We start from the raw sequence: 16149 nt of genomic DNA on the forward strand, positions 1-16149 counted from the left end.
GGCCTTCTCGGTGATCAGGGCGGCGAGATGGCGGCTAGGTCTGGCAGGTCGGGCACCAGAACGTGTCGCGCAGTTCGAGGTCAGAGCGGCCGAGCCGGCCCCGGTGAATCGTGCCGCCGCAGCGCCGGCAGGGTCGGCCTTCTCGGGAGAAGACCCAGCTCCGGGCGCCGCGGCGGGTGTCGCCGGTGGTGACCCGTTCGGTGCGGTCGCGGTTGAAAAGGATCAGGCGACGGGCCAGGGCCACCAGCGCCGGGACATCCGCCACCTCACCGACCGGCCGGGTCGGCACCAGGCCGCGCAAGAAACACAGTTCGTTGACGTACTCGTTGCCGAGCCCGGCGAGGTTGGACTGGTCGGCGAGCGCAACGGCGACCGCACGCTCCGGCCGGGAACGGATGCGGGACACCGCCTCGGCCGCGTCCCAGTCCGGCCCGAGCAGGTCGGGGCCGAGATAGTCGAGCCTCGCCGCTTCCTGGGCGAGCGGGAGCACCTCGAGCAGTCCGAGGTCAAAGCCCACGGCCACCCAGTCCGCCGTCTCCAGCACGGCGCGGGCCCGGAACGCGGGTCGGCGCCAGGCGGACCCCGGCCGGTAGAGCTGCCAGGTCCCCTCCATCTTCAGGTGCGAGTGGATGCTGGCCTCCCCCACCCGCATCAGCAGGTGCTTGCCGCGGCTGCCCACGTCGTGCACGGTTTCGCCGGTGAGGTCCACGGTGGCGAACCGGGGCACGCGGAGGTCGCACCCGGTGAGCCTGGCCCCGGCAAGCGCCACGTCGAGGGTGCGGGCGGCACGGAAGACGGTGTCACCCTCAGGCACGCAGCTTCAGCCCCCTCGGGGTGACGTCGAACCCCGCGGCCTGCAGAGCCTGCCCGGCCGGGGTGCCGATCACGAAGACCCCGTTGACGGATTCGACGCCGAGTTTGATGACACGGCCGGCGGCGACCGTGCGGGCCAGGGATGTCGCGGCAGCGGTGAGGACCGGGTCGCTCGCGGAGAAGGCGAGCACGGATTTGCCGCCGCGCTCGACGTAGAGTGCGAGGGCGCCGTCGACGATCACCACCAGGGCACCTGCCTTCCGCCCCGGGCGATGGCCGGTGCCCTCCGGCAGGGCCGGCCAGGGCAGAACGGCGCCATACGGGTTCGCGGGGTCGGTGGCGGCCAGGGTGACCGCCACCGGCTCGGCGGGCGCTCCGACGCCCCGACCGAGTTCGACGAACGAACGCAGCCGATCGATTGTGCCGACCGTGGCGAACTGGGCCGCGCCGAGCCCCTCGATGAAATAGCCGCGCCGGCACCGGCCGACCTCCTCGAAGCCGCGCAGGGTGCGATAGACGAGCGCGAACCCGCCGGTCACCCCCTCACCGGCCACGGCACCGCGGGTCACCACGCCGTACCGTTCGAGCAGGGTCTCGCCGAGCGCGTGCGCACGCCGGGTCGGCGAGTCGTCCGCGACGGGCACGATCGACCAACGGCCGGACACGGTCGGCGGTCCACCCCGCTGCGGCAGGCTCGGCCTGGCCAGGATGCGCCCACCGTGCAACCGGGCGCGTGGAGCCGGCCGTCGGGTGCTGTGGGCGGTGTGCCCGCCGGCGATGAGCGCCCGCACCGGGGTGAAGGTGTCGTTGCCGACGAGGCCGGCCCAGACCAGGTCCCAGAGCGCGGCGATGAGTCCCGCGTCGTCCTGGCTGCCCACGGCATCCGCGAGCTGGCGGAAGAAGAACCCTCCCCCGCTGCCGAGCGTCGCGAGGATCTCCTGCTGGAGCGGGCTCGTCTCGAACGGGAATGGCGCGGGCAGGGTGAGCGGTGCGGTCTCGGCCAGGTGCAGGCTGATCCAGCCGTCGTTGCCGGCGAGGGTACCTGCCCCCGCCCAGAGCACCTCACCCGAGTTGGTGAGGTCGTCGAGCATGGCCGGCCGGTAATCGGAGACCCGGGCCGGCAGCACGAGGGATTCCCAGGCCGAGGCGGGGATCCGCGCCCCCTCGAGCTTTTCGATCACGGATGCGACGCCGTCGATCCCGCGCAGCCGACCGCCGACGTGTTGCCAGACCGGAAGGAACCGCCCGACCGTGACCTGGTCGACGGGCTCGACCTCATGCCGGAGCGCGGCGAGCGAGCGCCGGCGCAGCCGCCGGAGCACCTCGGCGTCGCACCATTCGGGTCCGTTGCCGTGCGGGCGAAACTCGCCCTCGACCACCCGGCGCGCCCCGGCAAGGCGGCGCAGGGACACGAGAACGACGGCCTGACCCAACCCGAAGCGGTCGGCCAGGTCGGCGGTGGTGAACGGTCCGTGGGTGCGGGCATACCGGCTGACGAGGTCGCCGAGTGGGTCGGGCACCGGCTCGGTGAACGCGGCCGGCACCCCGGGCGGCACCGGCACTCCGAGGGCGTCCCGCAGCCGGCTGGCGTCTTCGATCCCGGCCCACCAGTCCCGCCCGGCGTAGCTCACCTGGAGCACCCGCCTGGCGGCGGCAAGCTCGAGCAGCCCCGTGCCGGCGCCTGGTCCCTGCCCGGTGGCGGGCTCCTGGCTGTGCGCGAGCCGGGCGGCCACCTCGTCGACGGTCAGCGGGCCGAGGCCGCGGAGCAGGTCGGCGATTCCCTCGATGCCCCTGGCCTTACGGTCGTCGGTGAGTCGTTGCAGTTCCTCGTCGGTCGCCTCGATCACCGCCGGGTCGAGCAGCTCGCGCAGTTCGACCCGGCCGAGCAGCTCGGCGAGCAGTCCGGAGTCGATCGAGAGGGCGGTGGCCCGCCGTTCGGCCAGCGGGGAGTCCCCCTCGTACATGAAGGCCGCCACGTAACCGAACAGGAGCGTGCCCGCGAAGGGGCTGGCGGTCTCCGTCTGCACCTCCACCAGGCGCAGCGTGCGGTCGCTGATCCGCCTGGCCAGGCCGACCAGCGCCGGGAGGTCGTAGACGTCCTGCAGGCACTCCCGGATGGTTTCGAGGATGATCGGGAAGGTCGGGAAGGCGCGGGCCACCTCGAGCAGCTGCGACGCCTTCTGGCGCTGCTGCCAGAGCGGGGATCGGGTCCCCGGGTTGTAGCGCGGGAGGAGGAGCGCCCGGGCGGCGCACTCCCGGAACCGGGAGGCGAACAGGGCGGAACCGCCCACCTCGTCGGTGACGAGTTGTTCCAGCTCGTCGGGGTCGAAAACGAAGAGGGAGGCGCCCGGAGGTTCGGAGTCGGTGTCGGGGATGCGTGCCACGATGCCGTCGTCGCTGGCCACGCAGCCGCCTTCCTGCCCGTAACGCTCCCTCACCCTTGCCGCGACCGCGAGCGCCCAGGGAGCATGCACCTTCATGCCGAATGGGGAATGCATCACGACGCGCCAGTCGCCGAGCTCGTCTCGAAACCGTTCGACGACGAGGGTGCGGTCCGTCGGCAGATGGCTGGTCGCAGTGCGCTGGTCGTCCAGGAAGGACAGCAGGTTGGTGATCGCCCGGTCGTCGAGGCCGCCGGCGGCACAGCGGGTTCTGGCCTCCGCCGCCGGCAGCGCGGAGACCTCCCGGATGAAGGCTCCGATTGCTTCGCCGAGTTCGGCGGGCCGACCGAGGCCGTCGCCCTTCCAGAACGGCAACCGGCCGGGTTCGCCGAAGGCGGGAACGACGAGCACGCGGTCGTGGGTGATCTCCTGGATGCGCCAGCTTGTCGCGCCGAGCGCGAACACGTCACCGACCCGGGACTCGTAGACCATCTCCTCATCGAGTTCGCCTACCCGTCGGCCGGCGCTCTGTTCGCCGCCGACCATGAACACGCCGAAGAGGCCGCGGTCGGGGATCGTGCCCCCGCTGGTCACGGCAAGCCGTTGGGCGCCGGGCCGTCCGGTGAGGGTTCCGGCCTCCCGGTCCCAGACGATCCGCGGCCGGAGCTCGGCGAACTGGTCGGAGGGGTAGCGCCCGGCGAGCAGGTCGAGGGTCGCCTCGAACGCGGAACGCGGCAGGGTGTGGAACGGGGCGCTCCGGCGCACGGTTTCGAACCAGTCCTCCACCTGCACCGGCTCGAGCGCCGTGACCGCGACGGTCTGCTGGGCAAGGATATCGAGGGGGTTGGCAGGCACGGACAGGGACTCGATCAGGCCGGCGACCATCCGTTCCGCGGCGACCGCGGAGTGGATGAGGTCGGCGCGGTGTTTGGGGTAGATCACGCCGCGGGAGATCTCACCGACCTGGTGACCGGCCCGGCCGATCCGTTGCAGTCCGCTCGCAACCGACGGCGGCGATTCGACCTGAACGACCAGGTCGACGGCGCCCATGTCGATGCCGAGCTCCAGGCTGGACGTGGCCACCACGCAGCGGAGCCGTCCGCTCTTGAGGTCGTCCTCGATCATGGCCCGCTGTTCGCGGCTGACCGAGCCGTGGTGGGCGCGGGCGAGCACGGGTTCCGCGCCCTCGCTCCGGCCGCTGGCGCCGTTCAGCTCCGCCGGCTGGCGAGGCGTCCCGCGGTCGGCTGGGCGAGCATCCGGTGACGCCGTGCGGTTATTGCCCGCCTGATCTGCAGCGTCATCTCCTGCCTCGGCGTCCTGGCACCGTCCGGTGTAGATCTCGTTGAAGCGCGCGGTGAGACGTTCGGCCAGACGCCGGGAGTTCGCGAACACGATCGAGGACGAGTGCGCCAGCACCTCATCGACGATCGCCTCTTCCACGTGCGGCCAGATCGACCCGGTCTGTGGCGTGGCGGCCGCGGCCTGGCCCTCCCTCGGTTCGACCGGGCCGACCTGGCTCATGTCGTCGACGGGAACCACCACGCGCAGGTCGAACCGCTTCCCCGCAGTGGGGGAGACGATCTCCACGGCCGCGGCACCGCCGAGGAACCGGGCGACCTCGGAGGCCGGGCGCACGGTGGCGGACAGTCCGATCCGCTGGGCCGGACGGGCAAGCAGGTCGTCGAGCCGCTCGAGGGAGACGGCGAGGTGTGCCCCGCGTTTGCTGGCGGCAACGGCGTGCACCTCGTCGATGATGACCGTGTCAATGCCCCGCAGCGACTCGCGCGCCGCCGAGGTCAGCATCAGGAACAGCGACTCCGGCGTGGTGATCAGGATGTCGGGGGGCGCCTTGACGAGACGGCGGCGCTCGGCGGCCGGGGTGTCGCCTGAGCGCACGCCCACGCTCACCAGGGGGGGCTCCAGCCCGAGGCGCAGCGCGGCCTGGGTGATGCCGACGAGCGGGGCTCGCAGGTTGCGTTCGACGTCGACGCCGAGGGCCTTGAGCGGGGAGATGTAGAGCACGGTTGTGGTGGATGCCACGTCGGGATCGGCGGGCCTGGCCGCCCGGGAAGCCAGCCGGTCGATCGCCCAGAGGAAGGCCGCGAGCGTCTTGCCCGAGCCGGTCGGAGCCACGACGAGCGCGTGCGAGCCACGGGAGATGGCGTCCCAGGCGCCCTGCTGTGCCGGGGTGGGCGCCGTGAATGCCTCACCGAACCACGCGCGGGTGGACGGTGAGAATCGTTGAAGCACCTCGGTCATACCACCATCCTCCCCGAAACGACTGACAGGGCGCCGTTTTCCGCCGGCAGCCTAGGCGGACCCGCTGAGCTGCACTCGGAGAGAATCGACCTGGGTGGCGATGACGTCGCTGACCGACCAACGAGCGGCGAGCCGGGCGAGGGTGGCGTCCAGTTCGGCCTGCGTGAGTCCGTCGACCAGTTCCAGCCGGACCGTCAGTTCGGGGCCGTCCAGCCTGGCCTCCGGGTCCCCCGCGCTGAGGTTGATGCCGAGCACCGAGAGCTCGGTGGCTATCGACGCGGCGAAGGCATCCGCCACCTGCCTGCTGGCATAGCTCGGCGTCCACGGTTTCGACTGGGCGATCGCCCAAAGGGCAGGGCGCCGGATGACGAATTCGGTGTCGATGGTCGGATCCAGGACCACGAGGTCGGTGTCCTCCTGGGCCGCCGCCAGCGCCACCCGCACCCCGTCGGACGGCACGGGACGGGCCTCCGGGTTCCACGACCGCATCGCGGCCGTTGAAGAGAAGACGGGCAGCACGCTGCGGCCGTCGGGGCCGGCCACGGTGATGATCGAAAGTTCCTGGGTCTTGTCGATCACGAGCCCGGTCGGGCCGACGCCGGCGTCGCCGAGTGCCGTCACGAGCGGGATGAGCAGCCGGGCCGTGCGAAGGACGTCGACGACGCTCTCCTCCCCTGCCTCGCGGGCCCGGAAGCGCGAGAGGGCGGCGAGCAACGACTCAGGGGCCGCCCCGTCGTCGTCGGCGTGGGTGTTCGCCTCGAATTCCCGGCCTGCCCACGGCTGCCCGGCGGAATCGGCAGGACCGGCCGGTTCGCCGATGGAGCCGAGGTTACGCGCCGGCGACATCCAGCGCCTCGCCCAGGGTGAAGGCCCCTGCGTAGAGGGCCTTGCCCACGATAGTTCCTTCGAGGCCGAGCGGGACGAGCTCACGCAGCGCGGCGATGTCGGCGAGGCTGGAGATTCCGCCTGACGCCACGACCGGGCGGTCGGTTCGTTCCATCACCTGGCAGAGCAGGTCGATATTGGGGCCCTGCAGGGTACCGTCCTTGGTGACGTCGGTGACGACGTACCGGGCGCAGCCGACGTCTTCCAGACGGGCGAGGACCTGCCAGAGGTCGCCGCCGTCCTTGGTCCAGCCTCGTGCCGCAAGGGTCGTTCCGCGCACGTCCAGGCCGACCGCGACGGCGTCGCCGTGTTCGTTGATTACCCGCGCTGCCCAGTCGGGGTCTTCGAGCGCCGCGGTGCCGAGGTTGATCCGGCTGACGCCGGCGCCCAACGCGGCCTCGAGGGACGCGTCGTCGCGGATGCCGCCGGAGAGCTCGATCCTCACGCCGGTGACCTCACGGATCACGTTCCGGATCACCTCGGTGTTGTTGCCACGGCCGAACGCCGCGTCGAGGTCGACCAGGTGGATCCACTCGGCGCCCTGCCGCGCCCAGTCCAGGGCCGCGTCGACCGGGTCGCCGTAGTTGGTCTCGGTGCCCGCCTCGCCCTGGGTCAGGCGCACGGCCCTGCCCCCCGCCACGTCGACGGCAGGCAGGAGTACGAGACGCGGGGTGGGGATGTGATCAGTCATGGGAGTCCTCAAATCGGGGTGGGGCGCGCGGCACCCAGGGTCAGGCAACGCCACCGGCTAGTCGCGGAGCGAACCGAGCCAGTTGGAGAGCAGGCGGATGCCTGCCTCCCCGGACTTCTCCGGGTGGAATTGGGTGGCTGACAACGGACCGTTCTCGACCGCGGCCAGGAACGGGACGCCGTGTTCGGCCCAGGTCAGCCTGGGCCTCGGGAACGGCGGCATGACCTCGAGGGTCCATTCCTGCGCCGCATAGGAGTGCACGAAGTAGAACCGCTCGTCTTCGATGCCCCGAAACAGCACCGAGTCCTCATCGGGCCTGACCGTGTTCCAGCCCATGTGCGGGAGGATGGGCGCTTCCAGGCGGGTGACGGTACCGGGCCATTCGCCCAGCCCCTCGGTGTCCAGGCCGCGTTCGACGCCATGTTCGAAGAGCACCTGCATGCCCACGCAGATGCCGAGGACGGGACGGCCGCCGGCGATCCGGCGGTCGACGATCTCGTCGCCACGCACGGCCTTGAGGGCGGTCATGACCGCGCTGAACGCCCCGACTCCCGGAACGACGAGTCCGTCGGCTTCGAGGGCAAGCTTCCGGTCCCCGGTCAGCGTGACCTCCGCCCCGGCCAGTTCGAGCGCCTTGACGGCCGAGTGCACGTTGCCCGTTCCGTAGTCGAATACGACGACACGGCTCACAGCGCACCCTTCGTCGACGGGATGCCGGAGACGAGCGGGTCCAGAGCCTTCGCCTGGCGGAACGCTCGCGCGAACGCTTTGAATTCGGCTTCGGCGATGTGGTGCGGGTCGCGGCCGCCCTGCACGGTGATGTGCACGGTCAGGCCGGCGTTGAACGAGATCGCCTCGAAGACATGGCGCACCATCGAGCCGGTGAAGTGGCCGCCGATCAGGTGGAATTCGAAGCCGGCCGGCTCGCCGAGGTGCACCAGGTACGGGCGGCCGGAGATGTCGACGACGGCCTGCACGAGGGCCTCGTCGAGCGGCACGAGGGCGTCGCCGTAACGGGAGATGCCCGACTTGTCGCCGAGCGCCTGGCGGATCGCCTGGCCGAGCACGATGCCGATGTCTTCCACCGTATGGTGAACATCAATCTCGATGTCGCCGCGGGCACGCACGGTGAGGTCGGTCAGCGAGTGTTTCGCGAACGCGGTCAGCAGGTGGTCGTAGAAGGGAACGGAGGTCTGGATGTCCGAGACTCCCGTGCCGTCCAGGTTGAGCGTCAGGTCGATGCTCGACTCGCTGGTCTCCCGCTGAAGGTGGGCGACGCGGGGCGAGGAGGTCGTGGGAGTCAGGCTCATTCCAACAGTTTATTGGGCACGGCGGCGGAGTGCTGCGCGAGCCCGGCCAGCGCCTCGAGGAAGACGCTCGTCTCCGCCTCGGTGCCCGCCGTGACGCGCAGGTGCCCCCGAATTCCGACGTCGCGCACCAATATCCCCTCCGCCAACAGGGCCTCGAAGGTGCCCCTGGGGTCGTCCACCCCGCCGAACAAGACAAAATTGCTTGCGCTGCGCAGGGGGCGGTAGCCGAGGGCGGCCAATTCGATGATGAGCCTGTCACGCTGACCGCGGATATCGTCGACCATGGCGAGCATCTCGGCGCTGTGGGCCAGGGCAGCGATCGCGGCGGCCTGGGTGAGGGCGGACAAGTGGTACGGCAGACGCACCAGGCGGAGGGCATCCGTCACCGCAGGGTCGGCGGCAAGGTAACCGACCCGCGCGCCGGCGAATGCGAACGCCTTGCTCATGGTGCGGGAGACGAAGAGCCTTTCCCGTCCGGGCAGCAGGGTGAGCGCGCTCGGAGCGTCGGACGGGCCGAACTCGGCGTAGGCCTCATCGACGACGACGATTCCGTCGGTCGCGTCGTACACCGCCGCGATCGTGTCGAGCGACAGCGGAGTGCCAGTGGGGTTGTTCGGTGAGCAGAGGAAGACGAGGTCGGGCGCCACCTTGTCGACCCAGCCTGTTGCGGTCGCCGGCGTGAGCTCGAAATCGGCGTCACGGGTGCCGGCAATCCAGCGGGTTCCGGTGCCGGAGGCGAGCAGGGGATACATCGAATACGTCGGTGCGAAGCCGAGGACCGACCGGCCCGGGCCGCCGAAGGCCTGCAGCACCTGCTGCAACACCTCGTTCGAGCCGTTGGCCGCCCAGATATTCTCCCGGGTCAGACCATGGCCGAGGTAGCGGGCGAGCGACTCCCGCAGCTCGGTGAACTCGCGGTCGGGGTAGCGGTTGATGGTGCGGATGGCCTCGGCCATCGCCGCGACAATGTCGCTGGCAACGGGGTCGGGGATCCCATGCGTGTTCTCATTCACGTTTAGGGCCACGGGCACGTGCAGCTGGGGAGCACCGTAGGGGGTGAGTCCGCGCAGATTGTCGCGGAGGGGCAGGTCGTTGAGACTGGTCACTTCCCCAATGCTACCGGGGACACCCGGGTGCTCCCCGGATGTGCAACTAAATCAGAACCTGACCGGCAGGGCCAGGCGCTGACCAGGCTGCACGTTCTCGGAGGGCAGCTGGTTCAGGCTCACGATTTCGGCGATCACGTCTCGCGGGTCGGAGGTCGGGGCGATGGTCTCGGCCAGTTGCCAGAGGGACTGGCCGGACTGGATCGTGACGTAGTCGAAGACGGTGGCAACGTCGGCGACCGTGACAGCACCGCTGTTGGTCGCAACGTTGTTGGCGCCCTCGGCCGCCGCGATCCCACCGTTGAGGGCCAGGGCGAGGGCGACGGCGGCGAGGGGAATCGCCGCGAGCGTCGTGAACACGACTCGACCGCGCCGTGTGAGGTGCAGCCGGGTGTGGCCGGTTCGCATCTGGGTGCGCATCTGCGTGCGCACCTGGCCGACGGCGACGCCCAGGTCGAGTGCCCCGTTGCGTGCGCCGGTAGTCATTCCGATAGCGGTGCTCATGTTGAACCTCCTGTGTAAAAACGCATCCGGCTCTCGGCCGGGAGAGCCGGATGCGAACCTATGTTCCGAATATATATTCGATTCTTCGAACAATCAAGAGAAATTTCCGTTGTTTCTCGAAAAATACCGCGACACACTCGAATGAATGTTTGTCTATCAGGCTCGATGTGGATACAGTTTCGACTGTCTGGATTGACTCAACCAGACACCACCGACATTCCAGTACAGTGGCGGCTTCCACCGCCGAGAAGACCGGGTACACCGAGACGAGGAGCGACATCGTGACGCAGGACAGCAGCGGTCCCCGCGACAAGGGCGGCACCAGGCGGCGCAAGAGCCTCAGCGAGAAACAGCTCGCCATCCTGGCTGTGATCCAGCGCTCGGTGAGCCAGCGCGGCTATCCGCCGAGCATGCGTGAGATCGGTGACGCGGTGGGCCTGTCGTCGCTCTCGAGCGTCACCCATCAGCTCAACCAGCTCGAGCTGAGCGGATACCTCCGGCGCGACCCGAATCGCCCACGGGCTCTGGAGGTCCTGATCGAAATTCCGCAGCCGCCCGAGGACGTGCCCGCGGGCAGCGCGGAAAGCTACCAGTCGGGCGTGCAGGTCGGCGATGCGGCCATGGTGCCGCTGGTCGGCCGGATCGCGGCCGGCGTGCCGATCATGGCCGACCAGATGATCGACGAGATCTTCCCGCTCCCCCGCCAGCTGGTCGGAAAGGGCGAACTGTTCATGCTCAAAGTCGTCGGCGAGTCTATGATCGACGCCGCCATCTGCGACGGGGACTGGGTGGTCGTCCGCCAGCAGAAGACAGCCGAGAACGGCGAGATCGTTGCGGCCATGCTCGATGGCGAGGCAACGGTGAAGGTCTTCCGCCAGCGAGACGGGCACATCTGGCTGCTGCCGCGCAACACCAACTTCGAACCCATTGTCGGAGACCACGCCGAGATCCTCGGCAAAATCGTCGCGGTGCTGCGCTCGGTCTGATCTCCCGATGCCCGAACGGCCCTGTCGGTGTTCCGGCAGGGCCGTTCCGCGTCTCGGTACCTACCCGGGAATGTTCACACGGATGCGCGCACGGACCGCTCGGGTGGCCGCCACCATGTTGTGCAGCGATTCGACGGTCTCCTTGTAGCCGCGGGTCTTCAGGCCGCAATCCGGGTTGACCCAGACCTGTCGTTCCGGGATGGATTCGAGCGCCCGGTCAAGCAGCGCTGTGATCTCGGCGACGCTCGGCACCCTTGGCGAGTGGATGTCGTACACACCCGGGCCGATGCCGTGGTCGAACCCGCCGGCCTTGATGTCGGCGACGACCTCCATCCGGGAGCGCGCGGCCTCGATACTTGTGACGTCGGCGTCGAGGTTACGGATGGCGTCGATCACCACGCCGAACTCCGAATAGCAGAGGTGGGTGTGGATCTGGGTGGCGTCAGCCACCCCGGCAGTTGCCAGACGGAAGGAGCCGACCGACCAGTCGAGGTAGTCGGCGTGGTCCTTCTTCTTCAGTGGGAGGAGTTCGCGCAGCGCGGGTTCGTCCACCTGGACGAGCCCGATGCCGGCCGCTTCGAGGTCGTGGATCTCGTCCCGCAGGGCCAGTGCCACCTGCGTCGCGGTCTCCGCCAACGGCTGGTCGTCGCGCACGAACGACCAGGCAAGGATCGTGACCGGTCCGGTGAGCATGCCCTTGACCGGTTTCGCGGTGAGCCCCTGGGTGTAGGTCGACCAGTCGACGGTGATCGGCCGGGGACGGGACACGTCGCCCCAGAGGATCGACGGCCGCGTGCACCGGCTGCCGTAGGATTGCACCCAGCCGTTCTCGGTCACCTGGAACCCGTCGAGCTGCTCGGCGAAGTATTGCACCATGTCGTTGCGCTCGGGTTCGCCGTGCACGAGCACGTCCAGTCCGATCTCCTCCTGCAGCGCGACCACCCGGGCGATCTCCGCCTTCATCAGCGCGCGGTAGTCGTCGTGCGACAGCTCACCGGCGTGGCGCCTGGCCCTGGCGCGACGGATGTCCCCGGTCTGCGGGAACGACCCGATGGTCGTGGTGGGCAGCGGGGGCAAGCCAAGGGCGGCATCCTGCGCGGCGAGCCTCGCCGGGTAGTCGCCACGGCTGAAGTCGGCCTCGGTGAGGGCGGCGGCGCGGGCGCGCACTCTGCCGTCTCGAACACCACGGGCGTTGCGTCGGGACTCGAGCGCGGCGGAGGCGGCCGCCAGGTCGCCCGCGATGGCTGCCCGGCCCTCTGACAGGCCGCGGGCCAGGGTGGCGACCTGGCCGACCTTCTGGTCGGCGAAGGCCAACCAGCCGGGGAGGTCGTCACCGAGCCCCGCCTCATCGTCGACGTCGTGCGGGACGTGCAGCAGGGAGGTGGACGTGGACACGCTTATTCGCGGGGAGAACCCGGCGAGGCGTTCGGCTTTCTCGAGCGCTAGGGCAAGGTCGCCGCGCCAGATGTTGTGGCCGTCGATCACCCCGGCGACGAGAGTCTTGGCGGCCAGGCCGGCGGTGTCGAGAGGGAGGGCGCCGCGGACGAGGTCGAGCCCAATGGCGTCGACAGGTGTGCCCGCGAGCACGGGAAGGGCGTCATCGAGGCTGCCATAGGGAGCCGCGACGAAGATGGCCGGCCGGCCGGCGAGACGGCCGAGGGTGGCATAGGCTCGGCCGAGCGCGGCGAGGGACTCGGTTCGGGCGGTATCGATGCTTTCGCTGACCAGGGCCGGCTCGTCGAGCTGAACCCACTGGGCGCCGGCCTCGTCGAGTCGCTGGAGGAGTGCGGCGTAGACCGGGAGCAGGTCGTCGAGGCGGTCCAGCGGGGAGAAGCCGGCGGGAGCCTCGTCGCTGGCCTTGCTCAGCAGGAGGAAGGTGACCGGACCGACGATGACCGGGCGGGTGAGGTAACCGGCCGTCTTCGCCTCGACGAACTCCCGCACGATGCGGTCACTGGAGAGGCTGAAGACCGTCTCGGGGCCGATCTCCGGCACCAGGTAGTGGTAGTTGGAGTCGAACCACTTCGTCATCTCCAGGGGCAGGTTGTCGCCCTCACCGCGGGCGAGGGTGAAGTACCCGGCCAGGTCGATGCGTCCGTCGGCGCCCACCAACGACGCATACCGGGCGGGGACGGCTCCGACCGTGCAGAGGGCGTCGAGCACCTGGTCGTAGAAGGAGAATGAGCCGGGGATGGAGGAGTCGTCGGCGCCGAGCCCCAGCGCCACCAGGCGCGCCCTGGTGGCCTGGCGCAGAGTCGCCGCGGTGTCCTCGAGCTCTGCGGCGCTGGTCGTGCCTGCCCAGAACGACTCGACGGCCTTCTTGAGCTGGCGGCGGGGGCCGATTCGCGGGTAGCCGAGGATGGTGCCGGCGGGGAATGGGGAGGTGGTGGTCATGGGGTGTCCTTTGCGGGTGGGATCGGGCAGCGGATGGTGCGGGCCTCAGGCCGGGAAGACCTATGCGGGCGCCGCGACCGGAGAGGTGAGCAGGCCGCAGGCGGCCAGCACCTCGAGCACGGTCTCGTGCTCGTTGAAGGCGTAGAGGTGCAGGCCGGGCGCCCCGCCGGCGATCACCCGGCCGGCGAGGTCGACGGCGTGCTGGATGCCGATCTCACGCTGGCCTTCCTTCGTCGGTTCGACTTCGAGCCGGATGGACAGGTCGGAGGGAAGCTGTTCGCCGGAGAGCTCGATGATGCGGCGCAGTCGCGCCGGGCTCGTCACCGGCATGATGCCGGGCAGGATCGGGAAGAGTACGCCGGCCTCCCGGGCCCTCTGGGCAAAGCTGAGGTAGTGGTCGGCGTGGAAGAACAGCTGCGTGATGCCGAGGTTCGCGCCCGCGGCCTGCTTGGCGAGCAGGGTGTCGATGTCCTGCGCCGACGAGCGGGAGCGTGGGTGGCCATTCGGGAACGCCGCTACGGCGATGCGCACCTTCTCTCGCCCGGGCGTCACCGCGCGCGCGGCTGGGATGCCCGGGATGATCGACTCCCGATACGGTGACTTCTCGGCCTGCACCCGGTGGATGAGCTGCACGAGTTCGGCCGCGCTACCGAAGTCACCGAGGAATGCCTCGCCCTCCTTCGTTCCCGCAGGTGGGTCGCCGCGCAGGGCGAGGAAGCTGTGCACTCCCGCGTCGAGGAACTCGCGGATCAGCCGGTTTGCCTCGTCATGGGTGGAGCCGACGCAGGTGAGGTGGGCCATGGCCTCGACGTTCGTGGTGCGGAGGATACGGCTGAGCACGTCGAGCGAGGAGCGGCGCGATGAACCGTTGGCGCCGTAGGTGACCGAGAGGAAGTCGGGCCCGACGGCCGCGAGGTGTTCGATCGTCGTCGAGAGAGCGGATGCGTCGGCATCCGTTTTGGGCGGATAGAGCTCGAAGGAGAATGGGATTCGACCGGAACAGGCCGGGTCCGATGTCTTCTGCATGTGCACCTCATTCGACAGTTGCCCACACCGGCGGGGGCCGGGCGGCCGCGGACCTCCAGGCAGGCCTGGCGGTTGTTCGCGGGCGGATGCCGGGCTCGGCTGTCGCTCCATGCCCCCGAGGTGGACCTCGGCGGCAACGATTGAATGAGACTCTAGCAACCCCGCTCCGGGGTCGCCAGACTGTGACTTTTTGTTTCGCGCAGGCCCGGTGACCCGGTCGAGATCCAGGTCAGGCGCTGACGGCGGGCCGAACGATGAACGGGCCGAACTGGGCCTGGATGTCGGGGGTGACCAGCGCGCTCACCTCGGTTCCGGCTTCGGCGTATTCCGTCGAGAGGACCTGTCCCTGGTCGTGCAGCACCGCGATGAGGTCGCCGCGTTCGTACGGGATGAGCAGCCTGAGCTCGATTGTGGGCCGCGGCAGGAGTTCGGAGATGGCCGCGAGGAGTTCGTCGAGGCCCTCGCCGGTGCGGGCGGACACGAAGATGCCCGTTGGCCACAGCCCCCGCAGAACGAGCCGGTCGTCCTCGCCGACGAGGTCGCTCTTATTGAAGACGACGATCTCGGGGATGTCCCGGGCACCGACCTCGCCGATCACCTCGCGCACCGTGGACAACTGGCTCGCCGGGTCGGGGTGGGAGCCGTCGACGACGTGCACGATGACGTCGGCGTCGGCCACCTCTTCGAGGGTGGAACGGAAGGCTTCGACCAGCTGGTGAGGCAGATTGCGCACGAAGCCGACCGTGTCGGTGAAGGTGTACTGGCGTCCGTCGACCGTTGTCGATTTGCGCACGGTGGCGTCGAGGGTGGCGAAGAGGGAGTTCTCGACGAGCACGCCGGCCCGGGTGATCCGGTTGAGCAGGCTCGACTTGCCGGCGTTGGTGTAACCGACGATGGCGACGGATGGAACGGAGTTGCGCTTGCGGTTGGCCCGCTTGGCCTCACGTGCCGGCTTCATCTCGAGGATCTGTTTGCGGAGCCGGGACATCCGGGTGTGGATGCGGCGACGGTCCAGTTCGATCTTCGTCTCACCGGGTCCGCGGGAGCCCATGCCCGCGCCGGCGCCGCCGACCTGGCCACCGGCCTGGCGGGACATCGAGTCACCCCAGCCGCGCAGGCGCGGCAGCAGGTACTCGAGCTGGGCGAGTTCGACCTGCGCCTTGCCCTCCCGGCTCTTGGCGTGCTGGCTGAAAATGTCGAGGATGACGGCCGTGCGGTCGATGACCTTGACCTTGACGACGTCTTCGAGCGAGCGACGCTGGCTGGGGGCGAGTTCGGTGTCGGCGATCACGGTGTCGGCGCCCATCGCCTTGACGATCCCGGCGAGTTCCTCGGCCTTGCCCTTGCCGAGGTACGTGCTGGCGTCGGGCTTGGCCCGGCGCTGCATCAGTCCATCGAGCACTGTCGCGCCCGCCGTTTCGGCGAGGGCGGCGAGCTCGCGCATGGAGTTCTCCGCGTCGGACACGGTGCCCTGGGTGTACAGGCCGATCAGTACGACGTTCTCCAGTCGAAGCTGCCGGTATTCGACCTCGGTGACGTCCTCGAGCTCAGTGGAGAGGCTCGGCACACGGCGGAGCGCGTTGCGGTCCTCACGGTCCTGCTGCGCACCGTCGTGGCCTTCGTCGGACTCCGACGTGGAGGAGTCGGCCTGCAACGCCTGGGCGGAGCCGCTCCGGAATAGCGAATAGCCAGCGGCTTTGCTCTCGGCGCTGGCCAGGACGCGTGCTACCACATCGTCGTCGTTGTCGTGCTCGGTTGGCTCAATCATTGCGTTAACCTTAGTTCCTCGAAGCA

General features: G+C 69.6%; 12 protein-coding genes. 1 reads left to right on the forward strand and 11 read right to left on the reverse strand.

The features are described from left to right. Positions 1-34: 34 nt before the first annotated feature. From E3O19_RS07920 to E3O19_RS07955, 8 genes are read right to left on the reverse strand one after another with little or no spacing between them, the layout of a single operon-like run. A complete protein-coding gene (locus tag E3O19_RS07920) occupies positions 35-814 on the reverse strand; it encodes a DNA-formamidopyrimidine glycosylase family protein (RefSeq protein WP_134566797.1) in 780 nt (259 codons plus the stop codon). Further along, positions 807-5453: an ATP-dependent helicase gene (locus E3O19_RS07925; RefSeq protein ID WP_134566798.1), complete on the reverse strand. Its 4647-nt coding sequence runs from the start codon at positions 5451-5453 to the stop codon at positions 807-809. Before E3O19_RS07925 ends, E3O19_RS07920 begins: the two co-directional genes overlap by 8 nt. Before the next feature lie 51 nt (positions 5454-5504). Then, positions 5505-6299 (reverse strand): SseB family protein, encoded by a 795-nt coding sequence (locus tag E3O19_RS07930; protein WP_134566799.1) that lies wholly within the window; start codon positions 6297-6299, stop codon positions 5505-5507. Then, a complete protein-coding gene (priA, locus tag E3O19_RS07935) occupies positions 6283-7029 on the reverse strand; it encodes a bifunctional 1-(5-phosphoribosyl)-5-((5-phosphoribosylamino)methylideneamino)imidazole-4-carboxamide isomerase/phosphoribosylanthranilate isomerase PriA (RefSeq protein ID WP_134566800.1) in 747 nt (248 codons plus the stop codon). The genes E3O19_RS07930 and priA overlap by 17 nt, the downstream gene beginning before the upstream one ends. A gap of 57 nt (positions 7030-7086) precedes the next feature. Further along, on the reverse strand, positions 7087-7719 hold the full coding sequence (gene hisH / locus E3O19_RS07940; protein ID WP_134566801.1) for an imidazole glycerol phosphate synthase subunit HisH: 633 nt from the start codon (positions 7717-7719) through the stop codon (positions 7087-7089). Continuing rightward, positions 7716-8339: an imidazoleglycerol-phosphate dehydratase HisB gene (gene hisB, locus E3O19_RS07945; protein ID WP_134566802.1), complete on the reverse strand. Its 624-nt coding sequence runs from the start codon at positions 8337-8339 to the stop codon at positions 7716-7718. Before hisB ends, hisH begins: the two co-directional genes overlap by 4 nt. Next, the gene (locus E3O19_RS07950) at positions 8336-9445 is read right to left on the reverse strand and encodes a histidinol-phosphate transaminase (protein ID WP_134566803.1); all 1110 of its coding nucleotides are present in this window, start codon (positions 9443-9445) and stop codon (positions 8336-8338) included. Before E3O19_RS07950 ends, hisB begins: the two co-directional genes overlap by 4 nt. Positions 9446-9496: 51 nt before the next feature. Then, positions 9497-9949 (reverse strand): LysM peptidoglycan-binding domain-containing protein, encoded by a 453-nt coding sequence (locus E3O19_RS07955; RefSeq protein WP_338145087.1) that lies wholly within the window; start codon positions 9947-9949, stop codon positions 9497-9499. A 281-nt stretch (positions 9950-10230) separates the two neighbouring features. Between E3O19_RS07955 and lexA the strand changes: the two genes are divergently transcribed. Continuing rightward, positions 10231-10935, forward strand: coding sequence for a transcriptional repressor LexA (lexA, locus tag E3O19_RS07960; protein WP_134566819.1), 705 nt, complete (start codon positions 10231-10233; stop codon positions 10933-10935). Positions 10936-10995: 60 nt separating this feature from the next. Here the strand turns inward: lexA and metE are convergent, their stop codons facing one another. The 3 genes from metE to hflX form a co-directional block, all read right to left on the reverse strand. After that, positions 10996-13329 carry a 5-methyltetrahydropteroyltriglutamate--homocysteine S-methyltransferase gene (gene metE, locus E3O19_RS07965; protein ID WP_134566804.1) on the reverse strand — a complete coding sequence of 778 codons (2334 nt, stop codon included), beginning with the start codon at positions 13327-13329 and terminating at the stop codon, positions 10996-10998. Positions 13330-13389: 60 nt separating this feature from the next. Further along, on the reverse strand, positions 13390-14355 hold the full coding sequence (locus E3O19_RS07970) for a methylenetetrahydrofolate reductase (RefSeq protein WP_134566805.1): 966 nt from the start codon (positions 14353-14355) through the stop codon (positions 13390-13392). A 229-nt stretch (positions 14356-14584) separates the two neighbouring features. Next, positions 14585-16123: a GTPase HflX gene (gene hflX / locus E3O19_RS07975; RefSeq protein ID WP_134566806.1), complete on the reverse strand. Its 1539-nt coding sequence runs from the start codon at positions 16121-16123 to the stop codon at positions 14585-14587. Positions 16124-16149: the final 26 nt, after the last annotated feature.

Origin of the sequence: Cryobacterium algoritolerans (assembly GCF_004402785.1) — a bacterium.
Classification (GTDB): Bacteria; Actinomycetota; Actinomycetes; order Actinomycetales; family Microbacteriaceae; genus Cryobacterium; species Cryobacterium algoritolerans.

What these genes read in the sequence shown, in the direction of transcription:
- E3O19_RS07930 (WP_134566799.1), bottom strand. Translation starts at nt 6,299, where the DNA reads ATGTCGCCGGCGCGTAACCTCGGCTCCATCGGCGAACCGGCCGGTCCT.
- hflX (WP_134566806.1), bottom strand. Translation starts at nt 16,123, where the DNA reads ATGATTGAGCCAACCGAGCACGACAACGACGACGATGTGGTAGCACGC.
- metE (WP_134566804.1), bottom strand. Translation starts at nt 13,329, where the DNA reads ATGACCACCACCTCCCCATTCCCCGCCGGCACCATCCTCGGCTACCCG.
- hisB (WP_134566802.1), bottom strand. Translation starts at nt 8,339, where the DNA reads ATGAGCCTGACTCCCACGACCTCCTCGCCCCGCGTCGCCCACCTTCAG.
- E3O19_RS07955 (WP_338145087.1), bottom strand. Translation starts at nt 9,949, where the DNA reads ATGAGCACCGCTATCGGAATGACTACCGGCGCACGCAACGGGGCACTC.
- E3O19_RS07925 (WP_134566798.1), bottom strand. Translation starts at nt 5,453, where the DNA reads ATGACCGAGGTGCTTCAACGATTCTCACCGTCCACCCGCGCGTGGTTC.
- E3O19_RS07970 (WP_134566805.1), bottom strand. Translation starts at nt 14,355, where the DNA reads ATGCAGAAGACATCGGACCCGGCCTGTTCCGGTCGAATCCCATTCTCC.
- priA (WP_134566800.1), bottom strand. Translation starts at nt 7,029, where the DNA reads ATGACTGATCACATCCCCACCCCGCGTCTCGTACTCCTGCCTGCCGTC.